Consider the following 16,439-nt stretch of genomic DNA (forward strand, 5'->3'; position numbering starts at 1 on the left):
GTTATATATCCTTATATTTAATTAACTATTAAAAATTCAAACCTAGACGATAATAAATTGTGAGATTATCAATATCTCTATTCCGTAGACTTTTAGGTTTTGTCATTGGCCATCCTGCCGATAATGAGGATGATACATATTGTTGGTTCAGTCTTAATCCTACAGAACCTCCTGAAATAAATTCTCCTGAACAATTAATCACATAGTTTCTACAATTATTTTTGACATAACCTACATCATATCCAACAAAAGGAAGCATGCTCATTCCGCTAAATTTATTTATATAAACTGGAAACTTCACTGTATTTGAGATATAACCACCTTTATTACCTGAAACTGAATCTTCTTTAAAGCCTCTAACCGAGTATTCATCCCCAATGGAAATATTTTGTGCACTTACTAAAATATCTTTAGAAAATTGAAAAGATGTTGTCAGATCATAATTAACACTAACGAGATCAAACTGATGTATTTTTTTAGACCAACTGAGCAATCCGTTTATTTTATTAAAATCTATATCAAACCCTTTTAAATCCGGATCATTAACCCAGGCACTACCAAACCAAGGTGTCCCCTTAGTGAAAGAAAGATCCCAATAAGTTGTACCATTCCAAATGGTGGTTACGTCAGTGATACCAAAAGTAACATTACTATAATTTTTACTGCTGACATCAATGACAATATCTTTAATTCTGTTTAAATTATTTTTGACATCTATCGATGTATAGGCGGATAATTTATGGTTATTATTTCTGAATAAAACACGATTTATTCTATTAGAATAGCGCTCAGAATTCCCATCGCTGTTGTATCCGCCAAAATTACCACCGATAACTTTTTCATATTCAGATCGATAATAAGATGTATCAAATGACCAATAGCCTACAGGAATAGAGTATGATAAAGACCATGAATTTTGTGAATCAGATTTTTGTTTTAAATAATTATAGCCATAATAGAAGCTCAAAATATCATTAAAGCCACTAAGATTATTGAACGTCATGGTCCCACTATATTGATTCCATCCTGACTCTTTTCGTCCCGAATTGTTAAGTTTCAAACCTAAATTAAAAAAATCATATCCCATATCTGAGAAGTTCAAATTAGAATACCCCTCACTTTCATCAGGAATAACTTTTATTTTGGTACGATAAGATATTCTCAGTAGGTTATCTAATGCCTGATCAATATCTGAAACATTCAGAATTTCATTTTTATAGGATGGTAATGCACTGTAGATCCTCGTTTTTTGTGATAATGTAGGTTTTTTATCCTCCACAAGAACATTATTAATTTTCCCCCAAAGAACTTTTAATGTAATTGTCTGTGAGTTTAAGTTCCCCTCCTTAATGGTTAATAACGTAGTCGAATATCCTTTGCCTATGTAAAAGTCAGTAAGCTTTTTAACTAACTCTAAAATTTCAACTTTTCCCAGATCTTTATTTTCGAACGACTTTATTATTGAGTTCCTTTGTTCAGAGCTTGCATATTTGTCATCATTTTCAATTAAAATTTCCTTAATGAAAAATTTCCTCTGACTTTCGGCTACCGAATCAGAGGATGAATCTTCATCAACAATATTTTTATTATTGTTCATGATTTTATTATTGATCCATTTTTCTTTATTCACACTTTCAAGTGTCTGTTCTCTGATAATTCTATCCAGTTCACGAGTTGAGGCCGACATATTATCTGGTTCAACAGAAAATGACACACCTGAGTAAAAGTAAAATAAACTCAATATTACTGATGATTTTATTTTATTTTTCATATTATTTTATCTCTAACATAATAAACAGATTACCTTCTATAGTGCCGGATTTAACATTACGACGGTCATCTACGTTCACTGCTGTTTTTAACTTTATAGGTTTATTTTCATTGGCTAACACACTGACATAATTACTCACTATTGGTGTTGATGAGATTTTTATTGGTTCATTCCGCTCATCATTTAGCAATATTGAAACCCCCTCGGATGTCCCGCTATTTTTTAATCTTTGATTTTCAGTCGTTCCAATGTAAGAGATACCAACGGAAGAATTCTGTTCGCACTGTAATGTAAGATCAAAATCTATATATTTTGGTGAATATCTTATATTTGCCAGTTCATCCGTAGTAAAAGAACCAAGATCAATATATTTATCGGTATCTGACAAAATACAAGATTTGGATTTTAGAATAATATCTTCATTAAGAACTATTCTCATATACTCAGGATATGTGACATTCTGACTCAAATTGACTGTTGCTAATTCAGTACCTCTTCTCATGGTACCTGTTTTAATTATTCCTATTTTGATGAACTCAACAACGACTTCATCCTGTAACTGACATGGCGATACGCATGTTCTGTTAAATGGAAAGTATCTAAGAATATCGTTGTTTGACTGGCTATCCATGACCCAACTGATCCTTAATCCCAGACCAGGTATTGGTGTTCTTATGATAGTATTCTCTTTCCCCGTCATTACGGAATCAGAAAACTTACCATTAATATTAATTTGTTGTTCGTTATTGATTGTTTGTATTCTTAAATTTTCACTTTTCAACCGATAACTATTAACTGAGAAAACGTACCCCTCAGGTTTATCATGATAGTCTTTTATATTGACATCGCTGACATAAAAATTTTCACGATAGTTAGCATTGCTAACAACAGGAATTAAAATTAATATTAGTGTTAGTAAAATATTTCGCATAATCAACTCGTTATATTAAATGCAATCAGCATTGATAATTGAATTTGAAATGTCAGAATCCTTTCTAAATATGATCTTACATTTATAATCTTTGCTGTCCTTACTCCAAATCGCAGCTAACTCTTCATATTCCTCTGGTAATAAAACAAAGCCGCTTTGATCTGTTATACCTACAACATTATTTTTAACATCCACAACCTCAGCACCAAAGGGGATTTCATAATTGACACTGTGTATTTTTAGAATATTTTTCCCTATTTTTTTTATTTTAAATTCGACCAAGGGAGATGAACCGTTATCTGGAATAACTAACAATCTATTCTCTTCAATCTCAGACATATTATTGCTTTTCTTCGAGTCTAATGTAATATAATTCTTTTTATAGGGTGACAAATATGGTGCAACACCATAACCATTGGCATTTATCTTTATATTACTATTTAATGAAATACTCATGCCCTCGGCACCAATAGCTTTGACAATAGCAAATGTTTTTCCTAACTCACTCGACTTTGTAATTCCCCCTTCATGTAATATCATTGCTCCATTTATATTTCCGTAAATCATCTCACTATTTTCATTTTTAGAATAACCGGCTTGCTTTGTATTGGCCCCATTGTTATAGCTCAATGAACCGCCATTCCCAAAACTATTTTGAGTTCCTCTATCCATCCAAAAATTATAGTTAACTTTATCGAAAGATTTATCATTTGCCGCTAATGACATACGAGTATTATAACTATCTGAATAATTAACATATGACGAATTAAAGTTTAAATTTTTGTTTTTAGTCTCGAATGGAATGCTGGAACTTATAAAAAATGTATTATCTAAGCTATTGTTTTTGTTTTTAAATGAAAATAGCGATATGTTGTAATTTATTTTTTTAAAGTTATTATCGTAACTTAATGAATAGCCATAAGTATCTGTCCCATTCCCTTTCCAAGGCTTAGCATAATATCCAGAGCCAGAAATGCTACCATAGTTATCAGGCAGTGATTTTCTTAATACTAAATTGCTAGTCTGCTTATTTTGAAAACTATCAAGCCCTCTATTGGCTTCATAGTTATATTTATTAGCAATAAAATCATTCAACTCCCAATAGTTTTTATCTAAATAACGAGTTACAGACATGGATAAGCTGGTATCGATCAACGATAGATTCTCTTCGTAATTCAATACGAGCTTATCGTTACAAAAAAGAGAACAAGAAGAACGCTCAGGTCTCTTTTCATCAGAAAAAGATCGGTAATAATCTAAAGAAATACCTCCAATCCTCGTATTAAATGTTCCGCCAATCATAGTCTGAGCGTAATCATAAGGATGAATGGATTGTAAACCACTATACATAGTTAAATTATTGTTAATACCATACTTAACGTTAGCCTGTGTAAGCCAATAGTCCCCAGGATACATAGAATCCAATGAACCAATATTGACGCTATACTCATAGCTTCCGGGCCTGATCAAACTGGATATCGTTGAAACAGGGATCTCTTGTACAGTTCTGACGCCATCGGCCCCCGTTAAAATAACATTCAGAACGCCATTGCCATAGGTTCTGGGAAGATCTTGAATATGGTACTCACCAGCAGGAATATTTTTTTCGTATATGACTCTGCCATTATATTCGATACTCAATAATGACGGAGAATTCGCTATTCCTCTGATTGAGGGTGCAAAACCAGACAGCGATGTAGCATTCATTCTATTATCGCTAGCCAGTTTGACTCCTTTATATTTTACCCAGTTAAAATAATCGCCATTCGTATTTATTTCGCCGATTGTCAAACTGGACTTCAAACTGGCAATGGAACGCTCAGCATATAAATCATAAAATTTGTTATTTATTGAACTATTATTCCTTGCTGATAAAACATTATTGGTATATATACGCCATGAGTATAAGTTTAAATGCTGTTCGAAATGACCATGATAGGAGTATATGTCACTGTATCTTTTATCTCTTATATTGGTTATATTCATATCATATTTTAATGCATGGCTATTCACACCTCTGTTCCATTGAGATGGATAAATATAATCATCTACCTCAGATGATAAATATATTTGTGGAATATTGACATCCAACCTCTCGTCATCAAAATCCACTATTGCATATGCACCCTCAAGTATATTTTCAATAAAAAAACATGCAGATGACGTTTTGTTTATCAAATTTAATTTATTGTAGTTAAGATTAAATTTAGATAAATTATGCTGGCTAAAGCAGGGTAAAAGGTCATTTTCATGTTGTTTAAAATCAATATTCTCAGTGCTTATTTTTTCACCATTAACATAAACTAAAACATAATGTTTTCCTGGCTTGATTTTTTCATCAAGATCTATTTTTTCGTTATGTCCCAGATATGTCAAAAACTCGGTTTTAAAACCTTTATACTCATCAGTAAACCCCGTTATGGGCAAAAAAAATAATATAAATATGATATGCTTACGTGGCTTCATGGTAGATTCATCTCTTTTGATATGTATGCACCAAGATCATCTATATATGAATATTCAACTATTACATTTTTTTCATTAGATATCTCACCTGTAATTTTATATTTGGTTTCACCAAAGGGTGCTACAGTACTCACATCTAACTTAACCGCCATGTTATTTTTTAATGCTAACTTACCCAAATTCACATAAATCGGACTGTTATTTCTAGCTATTAAATAACTATCTTTTCCCGATTTCTCCATTCTCCAGGTTAATTTTTCAGCAGCTTCTGATCTTGTAATGTTAATTCTCTCTGGAATATAGAAAAATTTCATTTTGGTATGCACTGCAATATTCAAAGTGTTAGCTCCATTTTCATTTTCTGGAGGAATATCTAAAAAATTTATCCAGAGCATAGTTTCTCTGTCTTCAGGATATAAATTTTTTATTTCATCAGTTCCTATAACTCTAACAACCTTAGACTTTTCGGGTTTTACTTTAAACATAGGTTGCGTAATGATAAATCCTGTATTTTTAATTCTCTCATTAGAGTCATCTTGAGATAGCCAAACCTGTACTAATGCAGCTTTTTTTCCAACGTTGTTGACTTCAACTGTTTGTTCATTTTCTAATTCATCAAAAATAACTCTTGTAGTATTAACTTGTATTGCTCCTGAGACAGACAAAGGTATTAATAAAAACAAAACAGCGATTATCTTTTTCATTTTTTTCAGTTTAAAATATGAGGTGGAATGATTAATTATTGAAAGGACTTCACGATGTATAACATGAAGCCCTTATTTTTTAAGGGTAAACTACGCTATAGTAGATATTACCCTCGACTTCTCCAGGAGTGACACTGGCATCCGTAGAGACATATTGCACACCAAAATTAAACACTGTTTCGTCATCCGCTGTTTCACGGTTTTTAGTTGGTGATGTATCTTTACTGGTAGTGAAATCAAAATCATTTTTGTTTTCATCACTAATCACTAACTGGATATTTTTAGCACCATTTGGATTCATGTTTTTAAGATATCCGGTCTTAGGATCAATAAAATCACTGCTACTGATTTTCTCAAACTTAATGGCATAACCATCACCAGCGACACAGTTAGCACCTTTTAATTTAATAAAAAAGTCGGTGTCCCCTGCTCTGTCTCCCTGGGCTTTAAATGCCGTCGTAGATACAACAGGTAACCTTACAGAAAAATTGGGGTTCGTCGTTTCCGTGCCGTTAGTGTTGCCTCCGCTGATATCGCAGGTGGCGCTGTTTATTTTTCCGAGAAAGGTTATTTTTCCATCATATGCGTTTGCCATACTGAGGTTTGATAACATCCCTCCGCTAAGAACGAGCATTGATGCCAATATGTTTTTCTTCAGTTTAGAAAATTTGTTCATTTTGTCCTTCTGATAATCATGGATTAATAGTAAATTTAAAATCATTTGAAATGACAATAAGATGCCTTATTCATTATTGGTAATGAATGAATAAGGAATAATGCTCTTTTTTATTGTGATTTCAAAATACGCTATATTTATATATCTACAAATATATTTTTTGACAACCACTCTGGTTAAAATTACCTGATGTATTCTATAGTGAATTAAACCTCTCTAATAAATAGCATTTCATCCAAAAGAAGAATAGTCTGTTAATTTTTATGAATGCTGAATTGATATTTTAGAAAACATTAATTATTGCATTCTTTTAATAAATACCACTTTAACCTTATGATATTTATAGTTTTAAGATAAATAATTTTAGCTGGTTTATGTGTGTTTCTTTCTTTTTAAGTTCCGAAATAACTGATATTATTTCCGGTAATTCCTCCTTGAATAGATAAATATTGCTCTGTTAACCATCAATATACTGTGGTTTTATTTTTATATTCCGTCTCTTATTCTTCTTCAGGCTCTATGCATATGCGTACTATCCATACTCCATGGACAAATTTGTACTCAATGCTCCGGTCCACACATTTTATCAAATACTTCAAAACGTTTATTTGCTATTCGACTGACGTCAGAAAACCAAACTCGGGCAAATGAGATCCATGCATGATGTCAGGGTTCATTATCGCGGTTCCTGACATAGCGCCCGCTCTCTATTCAACCGTATTTTAACAGTTTTAATAGTTTTGCTGGCTAGCTTCAGATATTCCTTCTCTTTGAGGTATATCATCGGCAGTCATATGGTAGGGAAATAACAGTTCAGCCAGAATCCTGGCTTTCATTCGAGGAAATGCGCTGACTTATCACTCCATGCCCTCTGGTGAGGTTCAGAAGAGTGAAAATGCTTATTGTACTGAGGAATATGAACCAGCTTCGCTCTATGGCAGTTACTGCGAGAGTCGTGAAGTGATACTTATATCTACAGCTTTGGCTTTCCCTGCACATCTAAATAGAATTCCGTCATCCCTTACCTGCCGATGAAAAACATTTTGTTCATCGGCTGACAGCCTGGATTATACCGAAGTTCCACTGCGTGGCGCTTCATCCTTGGTATCCAGTCACTGCCCGTCTCTATTTATGCTGTTCCCTGATACCGTTAGTCATTGTGTATCTGAGTATCAGGTGACTTCTGTTGGTTGTAGCAAAAGTGTTACTTATTGCATGGATAAATGATTACACTTCCACCGGTATGTGTCAACACAGCTGCCAAACCGGTTATTTACAATCGCCTGCTTATTCTATTCCCGATCAAGGCTAATATTCAAACTCAAGATAAATGAGGTACAGACTGCCAAGTTATCGTATTATCTGTCCTGAATTTCGGACACTTCCCCTTATATTTACATGCTCAGGAATAATCAATTTACCATTATGCAATTTGTGCCTGATACTATTTATCGGGCACAGAAAGATAAATATCACGCAGGCAGGAATGGAACATTACAATAATAAGAAAGAACATTTGAATTTATTAATTTTATATCTGTTCTAAAAAACATTTAGCCATTCAATTCTTACGGCGTTTGTCTATTATATTATCAGAAATGCTATTTAAAATATTTTTGGCACCCAGAGATTTTCTCCGTTCAAAATCCTTTATTTATTAACATTGTTAATTATTTTATTTTTTCTCTGGACGGGTCTCTCTGAATCATTCTTAGGAAAACAGATAGTCACTTTTACTACAAAAATATTTCTAAGCTGCCCTCTGTGAAATATCGTCACCCCTTACTTTTTTTGATTAAAAATCAACAAGATAAAATAGTTATATGTAAAATTGACTTCATTTTCTTTTACCCTGTTTCGATGACAAGGGTACAAATTAGGTCAAAATTAAAGACATACGGATATGATAGTTAATTTCATCGTAGCGTCTGTTTCTGTCTTAATAATTTCACGTGATTTTAGTGCTAATCTTATCTCTCCCTCTCTCTCAAAATCACTGGCATCTTTCAAATCACCCGGAGGAACATAACCAAAATCACTTTCATTTTCATCTCCCACAGTGACCAGGAGATCAACTTATCAAATTTCAACCTGTTTATATTATTTCGTGGTCAATGAGTCAAAATCACTACTCGATCCATTTTTATTGGATGTACATTTTTCATACAAGAACAAAGCGCTTATTTTTCGATTAATATATTGAACATGATATTTTTACCCTCACTGATAAATCTGTCTGAACGCTCTAAAGGCAATAATATATTATTCACATGGCCTTTTTCTTCCTCTATTCCTGCGATAAGCGGCGGTCATTTCTACCCGTTTTCCTGGCATTCCCTGAGCCTGGCTCGCAGTAATCCTCTCACCTCAACTTCTGGCACAGATTACAATTGTCCAGACAATGAGAGGCCGCCATATCCCCCAGAGCAGAGTACTATGTGCGTTATATTTCAAATCGCGGAGAGTCTTTCTTCCAGTTTTAAATCATAAGGTTACATGATTGAGTATCAGAAATTCACCACATCGCCGTCCCACAGTAAACGCCACAATTTAGGCCATACACAAGGTCTGCCATTCCAGAATGCCATTGCATATCTCTTACATACAAAAATAAAAAATTTACCGGATATTACATATCTCTAAAATATTGGGGAAGGCTAAAAAGGGGCTGTATTGATTCTTAAGCAGGAGATAAAACGTTACTTATCAATAAAATATATCGATGGTTTGATGGAAAGCTCGGGCAGAGTTAAAGAGGGAGGGAGAGGACAGCCGTCGACTGTTTTTAATCGTTTTCCTGAGAAATCTCATAGAAAACGCGTATGTCCCCTCTCCCCTGACTGGACTCAGATTAGATACTGAATGAAGAACCACATCCGCAGGTGCTGGTCGCATTTGGGTTGGTGACAACGAAACGCGAGCCTTCAAGGCCTTCGCTATAGTCTACTGCACCGCCAACCAGATATTGCAGGCTCATAGGATCAACGACCAAGGCAACACCTTGTTTTTCAATGGTCATATCACCATCGTTGATCTGATCATCAAAGGTAAAGCCATACTGAAAGCCACTACATCCCCCACCGGTGATATAGACGCGCAATTTCAGATTCGGATTCTCTTCGTCTGAGATCAGGCTTTTTACTTTATTTGCCGCTGCTTCAGTAAACTGAAGGGGCAATACTACGTCATCACTCATGTTTTGCTCCAAACAATGAACAAGTCGGGCAGAACATCACCCGCACTCTGTTTAATATTATCCGACACCCTGGTAAATCGTTCAAGTATTCCGCTCTGCGGATGTCTGCTCCCCGGACATAGGGGATACAGCATTCGCTTTATCAGCTTCTTGTTTGGCCAGCGTTCTTGCCAGGATCTGTGAGTATAACGGTTTTCCTCCAAGGAGATTCGCTAATAATGTCGCACCAACACTGGTAACCAGCATGGGTAAAATAAGCTGATAATTACCAGTCATTTCCAATACTAACGCAATCGCGGTCAGAGGGGCACGCAAGGTTGCAGACAGCAGAGCCCCCATTCCCACCAAAGCAAAAACTCCCATCGGTAAATCATATTCTGGCAACCACAATGCACTGAACATACCGAATGACATTCCAAGCAAGGTGCCTAAGGCCAGGATCGGGGCAAAAATACCGCCGGGTGCACCAGAGGAAAAACACAGTAGGCTGATAGCAAGGCGCGCCAGGAACAGGTAGAGCAACATGCTTAAGCTATAATTCCCGGCAGTTGCGATAGGGATCATATTGAACCCACCGCCGACCAGCGAACTCTGCACCAGAGCCAGCACCCCACAGCCACCGCCAATCAGGCCACCGATCAAGACCCATTTGGTCGTATTACCGCCATGGATACGCTGAAACATATCCTGAACAGCCAACACCAGACGATTAAATATTACGCCAATAACACCGATAACCATACCCATAATCAGATAAAGCCACAGAGTATTCAGCGTAACATCGCCGACCATACCGAGATCAATCAAAATTAAACCGGGGTTAAAATATCGATAGACCACTGTCGACATAATGACACCAATAAATACCGCTTTGATTGAGATAAAATTATGATGAAACTGCTTACGCAGCTCTTCAATGACAAAAAAGATCCCCGCCAGCGGAGCGTTAAAGGCCGCCGCCAGTCCGGCACCTGCTCCGGTTGCCACAAGCGAATGACGGGTTTCTGGATTACGCAGACGAAAGATATCAAAAACCATCTGACCGAAACTTCCACCCAGTTGCACTGTCGGACCTTCGCGGCCCAAGACCATACCGGCGCCAAGGGTGCCCATACCACCGACGAATTTCACTGGAATAACACGCCACCAGCGTACTGGCCTGAGCCCTTCCAGAGCGCCTTCGATTTCAGGTATACCAGAACCACCGGCTTCGGGTGCAAAACGCCGCACTAAGAAATAACCAACCATCGCCAGTAAAGCGGAAGCCAGAAAAGCCATCGGCCAGACAACCCACGCATCATCAGCAACTTCAGCGAGCATACCAAGACGATATTGTTGTACCAGGTTCACCGCTTTGTCGAAACCAACGCCAGCGAGACCGGCAAGTATTCCAACCAGCGCTGCCAGCAGAAGCGTTGCGAGAGGCGTTTTATCTGCATCATATAAACGACGCAGAATCTTTTTTCTGCGCTTCGATACGTCAGACTGCTCTTGGGGGCTAGTGTTTCCTGAATTCATAGCTCTCAGTCATGTATAATGGCAAGGAATATATCTATATTACCTGCGGATTAACCCGACGTCCTGTGAATATCGTAGTTTATCTCGCAGGTTCATTTCATCCCGCCCATTGTTTCGCATAGACTATGCGTTAATATCTATTTCCGAGTCAGGAGCCGATTCATGAGTCAGTCTGAAAGTTTATATACCGCCGCCCGTCAGGTCATCCCTGGGGGCGTTAACTCACCGGTACGCGCCTTTACTGGTGTTGGCGGTGTGCCGCTATTTATTGAACGCGCAGATGGCGCTTACCTCTTTGACGTTGAAGGAAAGGCTTATATTGATTATGTCGGCTCCTGGGGTCCGATGATTCTGGGTCATAACCACCCGGCTATTCGTAATGCGGTGATTGAGGCTGTCAGCCGGGGATTAAGTTTCGGCGCGCCAACCGAAATGGAAGTCAAAATGGCCGCTCTGGTCACTGAACTGGTCCCCACCATGGATATGGTACGTATGGTTAACTCCGGTACTGAAGCGACCATGAGTGCTATTCGTCTGGCGCGTGGTTTTACCGGTCGCGATAAAATTATTAAATTTGAAGGCTGCTATCATGGCCATGCAGACTGTTTGCTGGTTAAAGCCGGTTCTGGCGCACTGACTCTGGGCCAGCCGAACTCGCCAGGTGTACCTGCTGACTTTGCAAAACATACCCTGACCTGTACCTATAATGATCTGGCCTCGGTGCGTGAAGCCTTTACCAGCTACCCGCAAGAGATAGCCTGTATTATCGTTGAACCGGTTGCCGGTAATATGAACTGTATTCCACCGAATGATGATTTCCTGCCAGGGCTACGTGCTCTGTGTGATGAATTCGGTGCTTTATTGATTATCGATGAAGTGATGACCGGTTTTCGTGTCGCCTTGGCGGGTGCACAGGACTATTACGGCGTGGAACCTGACCTGACCTGTCTGGGTAAAATTATCGGCGGCGGTATGCCAGTCGGTGCCTTTGGTGGCCGTCGTGAAATCATGGAAGCCCTTGCCCCCGTAGGTCCGGTCTATCAGGCAGGAACCCTTTCCGGCAACCCGATAGCTATGGCGGCAGGTTATGCTTGTCTGACTGAAATCACCCAGCCTGGAATTTATGAGACACTGACCGAACTGACCGAGATGCTGGCGGAAGGGTTACTGCATGCCGCCCAGGAAGAAGGCATTCCTCTGGTGATTAACAAAGTTGGCGGGATGTTTGGTCTGTTCTTTACCGATGCCCCGAGCGTCACCTGCTATAGCGATGTGATGGCCTGCGATGTGGAACGTTTCAAACGCTTCTTCCACTTAATGCTGGAACAAGGCGTTTATCTGGCACCTTCCGCCTTTGAAGCTGGCTTTATGTCCGTTGCCCACTCCCCGGAAGATATCCAAAAAACCATTGATGCCGCGCGTATAGCCTTCGCTGAGCTCTGAGTTATCACGCCCTCCCACTAAAACGTGAGAGGGCGAATATCACTTATCGGCTCTGCTTTCTCAGTAAGTAGATAAAGTAAGGTGCACCGATAAAGGTTGCCAACAGTCCAGCCGGAACCTGGTTAGGGAACAGAATCATACGGCCAAACCAGTCAGCGAGGATCATCAGTATCCCGCCCAGTATACCGGAGATAATCATCTGCGGCATTGCCCGACGGAATCCCAGCATACTGGTGATATGCGGTGCCATCAGACCGACAAAACTCAGAGGCCCAATAATCAGGGTGGCAGAGGCCGTCAAGGTTGCTGCAAGCAATAGCACCAGTAATTGTGCAGGGGTCACAGCCATCCCTACCGCGCGTGCCGTCGCCCGTCCAAGTGGCAAAATGACCAGCCAGCGCCGACAAAATGGCATAATCGCCAGTAATACCACCATAATGCCGAAACTTTGCAGCGCCTGGATGCCCGTCACATTATAGGTCGAACCTGAAATCCAGGTGAGTATGGAAGACATACGCGGATCGCCGCTGGCCATCATCAGCATCAGTAACATCATAAATGCAGTACTTAATGCCACCCCGGCCAGCAACATGCGCGGTGGCGAAAATCCGCCCCGTCCCGCTGAAATGATGATGATAAGCAAAGTGACTGCCGCCCCAAGACTGCCAGCAGGTAACATCCAGCCAAACGCATCCCCCGGGACGAAGAACAGCATCAGCACCACGCCAAAGGCAGCACCGGAGCTTATCCCCAATACCTCTGGACTCGCCATCGCATTCCCTGTCAGACGCTGAATCAGACACCCGGCTACCGCCAGCATCACCCCGGCAGTCATCGCAGCCAGCACCCGTGGCCAGCGCCAGGGAAGAACCTCATCAAACAGTGCACCACTTAACCAGCTTAAGCCCTGTTCGTTGCGTCCCAGCGATAAAGCAATGACCCCGGTGATAACCAACAGCAGTAACCCGACTGAGATCCACAGATAACGAGCCTGACGTTCGGCCGGAACGTTATCGCCGATACTCATGGAAGGCATACTGTAGGTACGCAGGCGTGGCAACAGCCATAATAAAATAGGCGCGCCAATTAAGGCGGTGATGGTTCCGGTGGAGATTTCACGCCAGAAGCTCGCCAGCCAGATAACAAGCTGGTCGGAAAGCCATAGGATCAGCGCGCCAATCAGTGGTGCAAGGAATAGCCGTGGTAACAAACGACGGGCACCGAGCATTTTTGCCAGCAATGGAGCAAACAGCCCGATAAAACCGACTATCCCCACCGCACTGACCAGCTGGGCACTGAGAATAATAGCCAGACTCAGAATAGCCAGTCGCGTCACCGAAAGCGCTAATCCTAAATTGCGGGCGACGCCATCATCCAGTCCCATTAAGGTCAGTGGACGCAATAGCAGCAGGGTTAATACCAGCCCACCTGACAGACGCGGCCATAGCGTCTGAACACTGCTCCAGTCTTGCTGATTAAGCGAGCCAGTACTCCACAGAAACATATTCTGTAGCTGGTCATAGTTAAAAATGGCCAGCAGTTGATTCACGGCACCGCAATACAGGCTGAGTACCAGTCCGGCAAGGATCAGTGTAACCGGTGACAAACGCCGTCCCCAGGCAACCCCGAAGACCACTAATCCCACCACTGCGGCACCGATTAAGGCCACATAAGGCTGAACGGCCACCGGCAGAGCCCAGAGAGTGGCAACGGTGATACCCAGTTGCGCCCCACTGGCCACTCCCAAGGTTGTGGGTTCAGCCAGTGGATTACGTAAAACTTGCTGGAATAATACGCCAACCAAGCCAAGTCCCGCCCCGACCAGCAACGCAATCATCACCCTGGGCAGTAAGCTGTAGTGAAACAGCATCTGATTAATGGCATCCGGGTCAGGCAAACTGAACGCATTCATCCACTGGTCTGAGGGTAGCAAAGCCTGCATATTGTGGAGCGTTAACCCGAAAGCCGCGATAAACAGCACCAGCAATAAGCTAACGGGCAGCAAAGAGCGATGTCGCATCATGCTTTGCCTCCGAGTGCATTATCCAGTACTCGGGTAAAATGCATTGACGACAATGTCGCGCCATAAAGCCAGACTGCGGGAACACGCTGGAAACGCCCCTCACGGATAAAAGGCATCGCACGCCATAACGGTGTCGAGGTAGCTTGTTCAATAGTGGCATTATCATTGTGTTCAAGACACAGTACATCAGCCCCTTTGATCTCTGCCAGTCGCTCAATACCGACAATCGCTGTTCCCCAAAAATTGGTTTCACCCAGCCATGCGTTTTCCAGTCCGAGCAAGTCCATTATCTGCTGAAACAGACTGTGTTTTCCCACCACCAGCACATGGCGATTATCAAGGAAAGACATCAGCAGCAGCGGACGGCTGCCGCGGTTAGCAAAGCGCGGTTTCATGCTCTCAATATAAGCATCAAACTCACTAAGATGCCGTCGGGCTTCGTGTTGCATTCCCAGTGCATCCCCCAACTCAGTAAGCGAGCGGCGAGCAACATCCAAGGGTTTACCCGAAGCATCATTGAAGGGAAATCCCATACCGGGGGCGATACGCTTAATTTTCTCTTCTGACGGACCATAACCGGCAGAATAGACAATCAGGGAGGGTTTTAGCTGTGCCATAAACTCCAGATTGGGTTCGGTGCGTAGCCCGATATCAATCACGGAATCCGGTAATTTGGGCTCGTTAACCCAAATCTGATAATTCGGTCTGTCAGCCACGGCCATCGGCGTGATACCCAGCGCCATAAGCAGCTCTATGGGTAACCACTCCAGGGCGATAATACGGCGACTGTCTGGCAGAGCGGCCAGAGCGGGGGGTAAATTAAACAAAACAGGTGATAAAGCTAACGCCGCCAGCAAGCGCCGGCGGGTTAAAAAGAGATCGGATGGATTATGCATTAGTAAACAAAACTCACCGGTGCGGCACCTGCCGGATGGGGCAGAATACCCATAGGGATGCCATAGATTTTTGCCAGCGTATCGCTTTGCATTATCTCGGCGGGCGTTCCTGAAGCGATCATTTCTCCACCGCGCAGAGCGACCAGATTATCGCAATAGCGGGCTGCCATATTGATATCGTGCAACACGGCAATCACTGTCAGACCGCGCTGCTGGCTCAGACGGTGAATCAAGGCCAACACATCAACCTGGTGGGCTATATCCAGTGCCGAAGTCGGTTCATCAAGTAACAGGCAACGGCTATTTTGTGCTACCAGCATGGCTATCCAGGCCCGCTGACGCTCTCCCCCAGACAAACTGTCCACCAGACGGTTTGCAAAAGGGCTTAATCCGACCAAGTGAATCGCCTCTTCCACCCGCTCGCGGTCATCTGCCCCAAAGCGTCCCAGAGCACCGTGCCAAGGATAACGGCCAATAGCGACCAGTTCGCGCACCGTCATCCCCTCGGCTGCAGGTAACTGTTGCGGCAAATACGCCACCTGGCGGGCAAATTCTTTACTGTTCCAGCTATCAAGAGCCTGGGCATTGAGCTGAATGTTCCCTTCTGACGCTTTCTGATGACGTCCGAGCATTTTTAACAGTGTCGACTTTCCGGAACCATTATGACCAATCAGGCCAGTGACTTTCCCCGCCGGGAAAGTCATCGACAGCGGAGCCAGTAAGGTACGACCCGGCACCCGAAAAGTCACATCAGTCAGGCTGAATGTTGTCTCAGGGTGAGCCTTTATGTCCTGCATAGTAACCATCCGATGAAA

The 16,439-nt window shown here is 41.4% G+C and carries 11 protein-coding genes; 1 reads left to right on the forward strand and 10 read right to left on the reverse strand.

All coding sequences use genetic code 11. From position 1 onward, the window contains the following. Positions 1–28: 28 nt before the first annotated feature. The 7 genes from Q1A40_RS16500 to clcA form a co-directional block, all read right to left on the reverse strand. Positions 29–1,771 carry a ShlB/FhaC/HecB family hemolysin secretion/activation protein gene (locus Q1A40_RS16500; protein ID WP_300002103.1) on the reverse strand — a complete coding sequence of 581 codons (1,743 nt, stop codon included), beginning with the start codon at positions 1,769–1,771 and terminating at the stop codon, positions 29–31. A gap of 1 nt (position 1,772) precedes the next feature. Beyond that, complete coding sequence (locus tag Q1A40_RS16505) at positions 1,773–2,702, reverse strand: fimbrial protein (protein ID WP_300002106.1); 930 nt, start codon at positions 2,700–2,702, stop codon at positions 1,773–1,775. A 15-nt stretch (positions 2,703–2,717) separates the two neighbouring features. Further along, positions 2,718–5,168 (reverse strand): fimbria/pilus outer membrane usher protein, encoded by a 2,451-nt coding sequence (locus Q1A40_RS16510; protein WP_300002109.1) that lies wholly within the window; start codon positions 5,166–5,168, stop codon positions 2,718–2,720. After that, complete coding sequence (locus tag Q1A40_RS16515; protein WP_300002112.1) at positions 5,165–5,872, reverse strand: molecular chaperone; 708 nt, start codon at positions 5,870–5,872, stop codon at positions 5,165–5,167. Before Q1A40_RS16515 ends, Q1A40_RS16510 begins: the two co-directional genes overlap by 4 nt. 79 nt (positions 5,873–5,951) lie before the next feature. Next, positions 5,952–6,548 carry a fimbrial protein gene (locus Q1A40_RS16520; protein ID WP_300002114.1) on the reverse strand — a complete coding sequence of 199 codons (597 nt, stop codon included), beginning with the start codon at positions 6,546–6,548 and terminating at the stop codon, positions 5,952–5,954. Positions 6,549–9,399: 2,851 nt separating this feature from the next. Continuing rightward, on the reverse strand, positions 9,400–9,744 hold the full coding sequence (gene erpA / locus Q1A40_RS16525) for an iron-sulfur cluster insertion protein ErpA (protein ID WP_300002117.1): 345 nt from the start codon (positions 9,742–9,744) through the stop codon (positions 9,400–9,402). Positions 9,745–9,825: 81 nt separating this feature from the next. Further along, positions 9,826–11,262 carry a H(+)/Cl(-) exchange transporter ClcA gene (clcA, locus tag Q1A40_RS16530; RefSeq protein WP_300002119.1) on the reverse strand — a complete coding sequence of 479 codons (1,437 nt, stop codon included), beginning with the start codon at positions 11,260–11,262 and terminating at the stop codon, positions 9,826–9,828. A 162-nt stretch (positions 11,263–11,424) separates the two neighbouring features. Between clcA and hemL the strand changes: the two genes are divergently transcribed. Further along, on the forward strand, positions 11,425–12,705 hold the full coding sequence (gene hemL, locus Q1A40_RS16535; RefSeq protein WP_300002121.1) for a glutamate-1-semialdehyde 2,1-aminomutase: 1,281 nt from the start codon (positions 11,425–11,427) through the stop codon (positions 12,703–12,705). Between the two features lie 43 nt (positions 12,706–12,748). Here hemL and fhuB read toward each other — a convergent pair whose 3' ends face one another. The 3 genes from fhuB to fhuC are packed head-to-tail and all read right to left on the reverse strand — an operon-like array spanning position 12,749 to position 16,421. Then, positions 12,749–14,728: a Fe(3+)-hydroxamate ABC transporter permease FhuB gene (fhuB, locus tag Q1A40_RS16540; RefSeq protein ID WP_300002124.1), complete on the reverse strand. Its 1,980-nt coding sequence runs from the start codon at positions 14,726–14,728 to the stop codon at positions 12,749–12,751. Beyond that, complete coding sequence (gene fhuD / locus Q1A40_RS16545; protein WP_300002127.1) at positions 14,725–15,624, reverse strand: Fe(3+)-hydroxamate ABC transporter substrate-binding protein FhuD; 900 nt, start codon at positions 15,622–15,624, stop codon at positions 14,725–14,727. Before fhuD ends, fhuB begins: the two co-directional genes overlap by 4 nt. Next, the gene (gene fhuC / locus Q1A40_RS16550; protein WP_300002130.1) at positions 15,624–16,421 is read right to left on the reverse strand and encodes a Fe3+-hydroxamate ABC transporter ATP-binding protein FhuC; all 798 of its coding nucleotides are present in this window, start codon (positions 16,419–16,421) and stop codon (positions 15,624–15,626) included. Before fhuC ends, fhuD begins: the two co-directional genes overlap by 1 nt. Between the last annotated feature and the right edge of the window lie 18 nt (positions 16,422–16,439).

Source organism: uncultured Cedecea sp. (assembly GCF_947498825.1).
Classification (GTDB): domain Bacteria; phylum Pseudomonadota; class Gammaproteobacteria; order Enterobacterales; family Enterobacteriaceae; genus JGM124.